Below are 9,496 nucleotides of genomic sequence, written 5' to 3'. Positions count from 1 at the left end.
TGTTGTGAAGAATCAAACTGAATACCAGCCTCAAGCTATTTAAAGAAAGCTTGAGGCTGGTTAGAAGAGATGGTATCTACGTAAAACGTTACAGCCCTAAACCTGCCATAAAGTCGTCATCTGCATCGTCTTGCACAACGTCTTTAGCTTTTGCGCTTTCTTTTTCAGCTTTCTTTTTAGCTTCGTTTTCAATTATGTCATCTGGGTCTAGCGCTTCTGCAATATCAAAGTCGTGTAATTTAATAAACTCTGTTTTATCCATCGCTAATTCCAAGTAAAAGATATTTTGTTTACTTGTGGTGAATGTTACGCGGCGGGCTTGCGGGCGATCCATCGTGGTATCTACCGATATTTGCACTTGCTTGTTAATAGCCATCATTTTTGGCTGGTTTTGTGTAATAGACGTATGTAACTGCTCACGCACTTTAGACGTAAAGTCGCCAACAATTTGGTTCATCAACTCGCCTAATACATTTGATACGTCGTCTGATAAATGGCTATGCGCTATTTCATTCTCAGGCATACCCATATTACGCATATAATCGCCATAAATTTCCATCGCCGCTTGCGAGGTAAAGTTGGTAATTACAAGGCCGGTAAAACCGCCGTCAAATAAAACAAAGCAGCCAATATCTGGTCGCATACATGTACGCGTTATTTTTTGTACCATAGCAGAGTAACTAATACCGTTACCACTTGCTGATGTAAGTACACCTGTAACCGAATGACAAAGGGTTGCTAATATATCGTCTGTGCTGATGACCTTGCTTTTGCTCATTTAATCTTCTCTTTTATACTTATTATTCATAATTCTAGTCAAGCTACTGAATTTATCACTGACTATCCAGTATAAAATGTTAAAATAACTCTATTATTTACAAAGAGACTGCCTTCGTGACCATAAAAGACAGTATTTATGCCTCTGAGCAACAAGTAAAAGATTTTAGCTTTGACCAAAATGTAGTCGAAGTTTTTCCAGATATGATCCAGCGCTCTGTACCGGGCTATGCAACTATTGTTAGTACAATGGGTAAACTTGCCGGTGAATACGCACAAAGTAACTCTAATCTTTACGATTTAGGTTGCTCACTGGGTGCAGTAACGCTTAGCATGCGCCGAAATATTCGCACCGATAACTGCCATATAATAGCGGTAGATAACTCGCAAGCGATGGTTGAGCGTTGCAAGGTACATTTACAGGGTTTTAAATCAGAAGTCCCCGTTACTGTTACTTTAGGTGACATTAATGAGCTTGAGATTCAAAACGCCTCAGTTGTAGCAATGAACTTTACACTACAGTTTATTCCACATGCTCAGCGCCAAGCCGTTCTTGAAAAAATATACGCTAATTTAAAACCTGGCGGTGTATTACTGCTTAGCGAAAAAGTAAAAGCCGAAAACGAGCTATGCGATAATTTATTAATAGATTTGCACCACGACTTTAAACGTCACAATGGCTACTCTGAGCTTGAAATAAGCCAAAAGCGGACCGCCATCGAAAACGTTATGCGCCCAGATACACTCAGCGCTCACTTTACTCGCTTACAAGATATTGGTTTTAGCCAAACTCAAGTGTGGTATCAATGTTTTAATTTTTGCTCAATGGTAGCAATTAAATAAAGAGAGTGACTTATGTCTCAATGGTTTAACCAATTTTACGCATCTATTGCACAAAGCCCTCTTAGCCACTGGCTAGAAACCTTGCCAGCCCAGTTAAAACATTGGCAAAACGAGGCAAGCCATGGCGATTTACCTAAATGGCAAAAAGTGCTTAAAAATTTGCCTGAAGTAAAAACTACGCATGTAGATGTCTCTACCAAGGTAGAAATAGGCGCGCCTGGCGAAATGAGTGATGGCGAACAAAAACAAGCGATGCATTTATTAAAGCGCATGATGCCATGGCGCAAAGGCCCATTTAGTGTTCACGGTATTGAAATAGACACTGAATGGCGCAGCGATTGGAAGTGGGATCGCCTACTTCCTCATATTGAGCCATTAAAAGGCCGCACTGTTTTAGATATTGGTTGTGGTTCTGGTTATCATTTATGGCGTATGCGCGGTGAAGGTGCAGAGTTTGTAGTGGGTATTGATCCGTCTGATTTATTTTTATGTCAGTTTCAGGCAATTAAACACTATAACCCAGACGAAAACGTGCATTTATTACCACTAGGCGTTGAGGCATTACCCGAGCTTAAAGCCTTTGATACGGTTTTTTCGATGGGCGTACTTTATCATCGTCGGTCACCTATCGACTTTTTAGCGCAGTTAAAAGCGCAGCTTCGCCCAGGCGGAGAACTTGTACTTGAAACCCTAGTAATTGAAGGCGACGAAAACACGGTACTCGTCCCTACCGACCGCTACGCTAAAATGCGCAACGTGTGGTTTATCCCAAGTACTGCCGCTTTAAAACTATGGATGGAACGCGTTGGCTTTAAAGATGTGCAAATAAAAGATTGCGCTATTACCACGCTTGAAGAACAACGCAAAACCGATTGGATGGAAAACGAGTCGTTAATCGACTTTTTAGATCCAAACGATACAAGTAAAACAATTGAAGGCTACCCTGCTCCACTTAGAGCAATATTAACGGCAAAAGCATAGCGGTTAATTTAACGCTTTTAATACTAAAAAAACGCCTACGGGCGTTTTTTTTGTTTATTTAAACAACAAGTAGCGGACAAGTGTCCTTGTTAATTATTTCAAAACTACATTTGCGCTAGCCGCGACCTTGCAATTGTTGTAAAATACGCGCGTTTCTAAGCAACCCAAAACAACTATTTTGAGGAAAACCTGTGAGCGAACAAAAACAGTCTCTAAGCTATAAAGACGCGGGCGTAGATATCGACGCTGGTAATGCACTTGTTGAGCGTATTAAAGGCGTAGTTAAAAAAACTCGTCGTCCTGAAGTAATGGGCGGAATTGGTGGTTTTGGCGCACTTTGCGAAATTCCTGAAGGCTACAAGCAACCAGTATTAGTTGCGGGCACAGATGGCGTTGGTACTAAATTACGTTTAGCAATCGACTTAAAAAAACACGATACGGTTGGTATTGATTTAGTTGCAATGTGTGTAAACGACTTAATTGTTCAAGGTGCTGAACCCCTGTTTTTTCTAGATTACTATGCAACTGGTAAACTAGATATAGACACAGCAGCTGACGTAGTTACAGGTATTGGCAAAGGTTGTGAAATTTCAGGTTGTGCCCTAATTGGTGGCGAAACAGCTGAAATGCCAGGTATGTATGATGGTGAAGACTACGACATGGCAGGCTTTTGTACAGGCGTTGTAGAAAAATCAAAAATTATTGATGGCACTAAAGTAGCAGCAGGCGATCAGCTTATTGCACTTGCTTCAAGCGGTCCTCATTCAAATGGCTTCTCTTTAATTCGTAAAGTACTTGAAGTGTCAAAAGCTGATACCAGCGCTGACTTTGAAGGTAAAACTTTAGGCGAAACTTTACTTGAGCCTACGCGTATTTACGTAAAACCTTTACTTGAGTTATTCAAAAACGTTGACGTACATGCGCTTTCGCATATTACTGGCGGCGGTTTTTGGGAAAACATTCCACGCGTATTACCCGCTTCAGCAAAAGCTGTAGTTAAAGGTGATAGCTGGCAGTGGCCACCAATTTTTAATTGGTTACAAGAAAACGGCAACATTACTACACACGAAATGTACCGTACATTTAACTGTGGTGTAGGCATGGTTTTAGTAATCCCTGCAGACAAACTTGAGCAAAGCTTAACAATGCTAAAAGACTTGGGCGAAAATGCATGGCACCTTGGTGAAATTCAAGATGCAGCAGCTGGCGAAGAGCAAGTTGAAATTGTAGGTGGTGCTAAGTAATGGCACCGACTCGTCTGGTAGTTTTAATCTCAGGTAGTGGCTCTAATTTACAAGCCATCATAGATGCCTGCGAACGTGGCGAGATAAACGGACATATAGCGGCTGTTATTAGTAACAAAGCAGACGCTTATGGCCTAGAGCGTGCAAAGCAAGCTGGTATTGCTACAAAAGTGCTCAGTCATAAAGATTTTGACTCGCGCGAAGCGTACGATGCGCAATTAATGAACGTTATCGACTCTTTTATGCCAAATCTAGTTGTATTAGCTGGGTTTATGCGTATTCTTACTCCTGGCTTAGTGCAAAAATATGTTGGAAAAATGTTGAACATTCATCCATCTTTGTTGCCTAAGTATCAGGGGCTGAATACCCACCAAAGAGCAATTGATGCAAAAGACGATGTTCATGGCGTAAGTGTTCACTTTGTTACTGAGGAATTAGACGGCGGTCCCGTTATTCTTCAGGCGCAAATACCTGTACTCAAGGATGATACAGCAGAAACATTAGCAAAACGCGTGCATGAGCAAGAGCATATAATTTATTCTTTGGTGGTCAAGTGGTTCAGTGAACACAGACTTACTATGGAAGCAGATTATGCAGTTCTTGACAAAAAACAACTTCCTGCACACGGCGCGCACTACCCACAATAAAAAAATAAGTGCCCTGTTGTTATGTGCGGGCGCTTTACTTCCAACTAGCCTAATTGCAGGCGAATTGACTCAGTATCAAGCTAACTACGATATTTTACGCAAAGGTAAAAATCATGGTGAGGCTATTCGAGAGCTTAAAAAATTAAGCGAAGACAACTACGAACTTACTTATCACAGTAATATTGAGTGGATGATTTTCTCTGATTCTCGTGAAGAAACATCAAAGTTTACATTTAAAGATGGCAAGGTTACCCCGCATCATTACAATATGATCCGCACCGGTACAGGCCCAGATAAAGATTATAAAATTGATTTTGATACAACAAACAAAGTAGTGACTAGCAGTGCTAGCGAATACCCACTTAAATGCGAATGGACTGATGAATTTCAGGATGCTATTTCATACCAAGTGCAAGTGCGCGAAGGATTAAAAAAAGGCGAAACGAGCTTTTCATTCCCGCTTATTGATAAAAAAGGTAATCGCCGCGACTACAACTTTGAAGTATCTGGCACCGAGATGATTTCGTTGCCTATCGGTAATGTAGAAGCTATTAAAGTAAAGCGTTTATACGATAACGATAAACGCCAAGCAATTGCATGGTTTGCCCCTGAAATGGATTACATGCTGGTACGTATGTGGAAAGGTGAAAAAGGCATGGAGCAGTTTGAAGTTCAAATGAACTCGTTTACTGTCACTCAACCAGTTTCTCCACCGGCGACTGTCGCTGATAAAAACGAAGCTAGCGTAACACGTAATTAAAACATAAAGAAAACGCGATTTTAATCGCGTTTTCTTTATGTGAAATTTAAAGCTTTAGCGCTAAATTAGCTCACCCATTTTAAACAATGCAAACTCCCCCGGCTCCATTTTTTGCCAGCGCTCATCATTCGTCAAAGGCCTTGTGGCTATAACCGTTACTACATCGTTTGGTGTGGTCTCTTGTTGAAAATCAACCACCATGTCGGCATCAATCAATGTTGCTTTACCAAATGGCGCACGGCGCGTTATATAATGTAAGTTATTAGTGCAATACGCTAAAACAAACACCCCATCGGTCAATAGCATATTAAACACCCCTTTTTCACGCAACGTATGCGACAACTTAGCAGCGTATCTAAAAACCGACGCCATATTACTTGGGCGCTTTGGGTATTTTTCGCGAATTTTATCAAGTAACCAACAAAAAGCGAGTTCGCTATCGGTGTTACCTACTGGGCGATAGTACTCTGTTTTTAAATCATGATAATTTGATAATTGCCCGTTGTGTGCATAGGTGAGCTCGCGCCCCCACAGCTCTCGTGTAAACGGATGGGTGTTCTCAAGGCACACTCTACCGCGGTTCCCTTGGCGAATATGGCTAATAACCGAGACACTTTTAATTGGGTATGCTTTAACGAGCTTTGCTATTTCAGATTGATAACTCGGCTCAGGATCTTTAAAGGTTCTACAGCCTTTACCTTCGTAAAACGTAATACCCCACCCATCTTTATGTGGGCCGGTATTTCCACCACGCTCTAAAAGGCCTGAAAAACTAAAACAAATATCGGTAGGCACGTTGGCTGACATGCCAAGTAATTCACACATTAATAAAATAACCCTTAAAAACCATACATTAAAAATAAATAGCGTTATATTTTTACATTAGGCGTACACTAATTTACAGCCCACTATAATTACTATACTTACTTAAAAAGTGTCATTTTGCTATTAGATTTATTTATTTTTACGTTAACAATACTTGCAGCTAACGCTTTGACTATACGATAGTAATTAAGCGTTCCTCTGTCGGGTAATTAAATATCGTATTTAAGTTACTTTCTACTACAATTTAACATCGTTATGTACTTGAAAATTACTGTTACTAGCGCTACTCTAAGTGAGGTGGTCTGACCTCTATTAAGGAATAAAAATGACACTCATATTTACACTGGTTTTAATCGCGTTGCTTTGCACTGCGATTTACCACAGAGCAAGTTGGAACACAGCACTTGGTGTTTCAGCTATTACTTTATTAATTGGTACCTTTGCGGGTGCTTTTGGTTTAATTAGCTGGTTGATCTTTTTGATCATCGCGGTTCCTCTTTCTGTTACTGGCATTCGTCAGCAATATATTATCAAGCCAATTTTTGCTATGTTTAAAAAAGTAACGCCAAGCATGTCTGATACTGAAAAATCAGCTATTGATGCCGGTACAACGTGGTGGGAAGCTGATTTATTTTGTGGTAACCCTGATTGGAAAAAACTTCACCAATACCCAGTTCCTAAACTTACTATTGAAGAGCAAGCCTTTGTTGATGGCCCTGTTGAAGTAGTATGTAGCATGTTGGACGATTGGGAAGCAACGCACGAACTAACCGACCTTCCTCAAGATGTATGGCAATATCTAAAAGATAATAAATTCTTTGCCATGATCATCAAAAAAGAATATGGCGGTTTAGAGTTTTCTGCATTTGCACAGTCATGTGTACTTCAAAAACTAACAAGTAAATCAACATTACTTTCATCAATTGTTGGTGTACCGAACTCTTTAGGCCCAGGTGAATTATTACAGCACTATGGTACAAAAGAACAAAAAGATCATTACTTACCGCGCCTAGCGAGCGGTCAAGAAATTCCATGTTTTGCGTTAACTTCGCCAGAAGCGGGTTCTGATGCAAGCTCAATTCCTGACTACGGTGTGGTATGTAAAGGGCAATGGAATGGTGAAGAAGTTGTGGGTGTTAGTTTAACGTGGAATAAGCGTTACATTACACTTGCCCCAGTTGCTACCGTACTTGGTCTTGCGTTTAAGTTACAAGATCCAGATGGCTTAATTGGCGACAATAAAGAGCCAGGCATTACCTGTGCACTTATTCCAACGGATACGCCTGGAGTTGAAATTGGTCGTCGACATTTCCCGCTGAACGTACCATTTCAAAATGGTCCAACTCGCGGTAAAGACATTTTTGTACCACTTGATTACATTATTGGTGGTCCAGATATGGCTGGTCAAGGCTGGCGTATGCTGGTTGAATGTTTATCGGTTGGTCGTGCAATTACATTGCCGTCAAACTCTGCCGGTGGTATCAAAATGATTGCTATTGCGACAGGTGCGTATAGCCGCATTCGTCGTCAGTTCCGTTTACCTATTGGTAAAATGGAAGGTGTTGAAGAGTCACTAGCTAAATTAGCTGGTTACGCTTACAGCTCTGATGCTGCGGTTAGTATGTCTACGGGTGCTGTTGATTTAGGCGAAAAGCCATCGGTTGTTTCTGCCATTATTAAATACCACCTTACAGAGCAAATGCGTGATGCAACTATTCATGCAATGGATGTACTTGGCGGTAAGGGCATCATGCTTGGGCCAAATAACTATTTAGGTCGTGGCTATCAAGGTGCACCTATTGCCATTACCGTTGAAGGTGCAAACATCTTGACCCGTAATATGATTATTTATGGTCAAGGTGCAATTCGCTGTCATCCATTTGTACTAACAGAGCTTGGTGCATGTGAAATAGAAGACCGCGAAGAAGCGCTTAATGTATTTGATAAAGCGCTAATGGGTCATATTGGTTTTACTATGTCGAACCTTGTACGTACTAAGTGGCTTGCACTTACGGGTGCTCGTTTTACAAGTGTGCCGTACAATGACGAAACAGCTGAATTTTACCGTATAGCGTCACGCTTTAGTGCATCACTTGCTCTTATGTCTGACATTAGCATGGCAGTATTTGGTGGCTCACTAAAACGTAAAGAACGTATTTCTGCACGTTTAGGTGACTTACTAAGCTACTTATACTTAGTGTCTGCAACGCTTAAGCGTTACAACGACGAAGGCCGTAAAAAAGAAGATTTTGCGCTAGTTAAATGGAGCTGCCAAGATCACCTTTACCATTGCCAACGTGCACTTGCTGATTTAATTAATAACATGCCTTCGGCTCCATTACGTGCCGTATTAAAAGTATTGTTATTCCCGTTTGGTCGCCCTGTTCGTAAACCAACTGACCAACTTGAGCATAAACTAGCACAACTACTACAAGTGCCTAGCGAAACGCGTAACCGTTTAGCAAGCTATGTATACTTAACAAATGAACCGCTTAACCTTGTAGGTCGTCAAGAGCAAACGCTTAAAGACGTCCTTGATGTTGAGCCATTATTTGAAAGAGTATGTAAAGAAAAAGGCCTTAAACTGCCATTCTTCCAGCTTGATAAAGTAGCGCAAATGGGTCTTGAAGCCGGCATATTAAGCCAAGCAGAGGCTGATAAACTAGCTGCTGTTGAGCAATCTCGTTTAGATGTTATTAACGTTGATGACTTTGACCCTGCTGATTTACTTGCAGGCAAAGCCGCGCGTAATAGCGTTAAAAAAGAAGCTGATGCAGCTTAATTAACTAAGTAAGCATTTACAGACTAAAAGCCAGTACATTACGTGCTGGCTTTTTTGTGCAAGATAAAAATTTTTAGTACCGTTATGAAACAATTTACTTCGTTAAATTGTTAAAATAATTATGCCGGTTGGTACAACTAGATAGCTCTAATATTTAAACACCCCCAAAAGCTCTGTATTGATTAAATACCCTTGATTTATCCTCTCCTACACCTGCAAAAACTTAAACCCCCTCAAGAGCCCTACAGGTACAACACTATAAAGCGAATGACTAAACTCATTTGTAATAATACTGAATCAACTGGAGGGTCAAACCTAATACTAGCAGTGTTAAAAAACCCTGATATACGGCTGCATGGATGCAGGATAATTTGCCGAGAACAGCTAAATAGCGAATTTTTAACGACGTTATAGTGCAATTTAATTCGTTAAATTGATCAAAGATTTATGCAGGTTGGTATTATATACACGATTTTCTTACCTCGAAATAGACCTTTTAATTAAGTGAATTGGTATCAAACCTAACGCAAAGTTTCAAAGTTATAAGAGGATGGATACAACGCAATGATAGAGCACTAGCCAGAACAATGGGGGATTGGGATTAAGTATTCACACGGATAATAATTGGGAATGTATT

General features: G+C 40.6%; 8 protein-coding genes. 6 read left to right on the top strand and 2 right to left on the bottom strand.

The features are described from left to right. Positions 1-88 precede the first annotated feature (88 nt). Positions 89-778, bottom strand: coding sequence for a DUF3334 family protein (locus GQR55_RS08860; RefSeq protein ID WP_165729298.1), 690 nt, complete (start codon positions 776-778; stop codon positions 89-91). 116 nt (positions 779-894) lie between these two features. Here GQR55_RS08860 and cmoA point away from each other — a divergent pair, with 116 nt between their 5' ends. From cmoA to GQR55_RS08835, 5 genes are all read left to right on the top strand, one after another. Beyond that, positions 895-1,620: a carboxy-S-adenosyl-L-methionine synthase CmoA gene (gene cmoA / locus GQR55_RS08855; RefSeq protein ID WP_165741406.1), complete on the top strand. Its 726-nt coding sequence runs from the start codon at positions 895-897 to the stop codon at positions 1,618-1,620. A 12-nt stretch (positions 1,621-1,632) separates the two neighbouring features. Beyond that, a complete protein-coding gene (gene cmoB / locus GQR55_RS08850; protein WP_166420290.1) occupies positions 1,633-2,601 on the top strand; it encodes a tRNA 5-methoxyuridine(34)/uridine 5-oxyacetic acid(34) synthase CmoB in 969 nt (322 codons plus the stop codon). A 191-nt stretch (positions 2,602-2,792) separates the two neighbouring features. After that, entirely contained in the window at positions 2,793-3,845 is a 1,053-nt protein-coding gene (purM, locus tag GQR55_RS08845; protein WP_166420289.1) for a phosphoribosylformylglycinamidine cyclo-ligase, read from the top strand. Next, a complete protein-coding gene (gene purN, locus GQR55_RS08840) occupies positions 3,845-4,492 on the top strand; it encodes a phosphoribosylglycinamide formyltransferase (RefSeq protein WP_166420288.1) in 648 nt (215 codons plus the stop codon). Before purM ends, purN begins: the two co-directional genes overlap by 1 nt. Before the next feature lie 16 nt (positions 4,493-4,508). After that, positions 4,509-5,252 (top strand): DUF3108 domain-containing protein, encoded by a 744-nt coding sequence (locus tag GQR55_RS08835; protein WP_166420291.1) that lies wholly within the window; start codon positions 4,509-4,511, stop codon positions 5,250-5,252. Between the two features lie 60 nt (positions 5,253-5,312). On the opposite strand, the gene GQR55_RS08830 is transcribed toward GQR55_RS08835, so the two are convergent. Continuing rightward, positions 5,313-6,077 carry a class II glutamine amidotransferase gene (locus tag GQR55_RS08830; protein ID WP_165740353.1) on the bottom strand — a complete coding sequence of 255 codons (765 nt, stop codon included), beginning with the start codon at positions 6,075-6,077 and terminating at the stop codon, positions 5,313-5,315. Between the two features lie 325 nt (positions 6,078-6,402). On the opposite strand from GQR55_RS08830, the gene fadE reads away from it, so the two are divergent. Continuing rightward, positions 6,403-8,859, top strand: coding sequence for an acyl-CoA dehydrogenase FadE (gene fadE, locus GQR55_RS08825; protein WP_166420287.1), 2,457 nt, complete (start codon positions 6,403-6,405; stop codon positions 8,857-8,859). Positions 8,860-9,496 lie beyond the last annotated feature (637 nt).

Source organism: Pseudoalteromonas sp. Z1A8, assembly GCF_011378855.1.
Taxonomy (GTDB): domain Bacteria; phylum Pseudomonadota; class Gammaproteobacteria; order Enterobacterales; family Alteromonadaceae; genus Pseudoalteromonas.
Note: the sequence above shows the minus strand (reverse complement) of the source record. Positions and strands in the feature narration are given on the sequence as shown.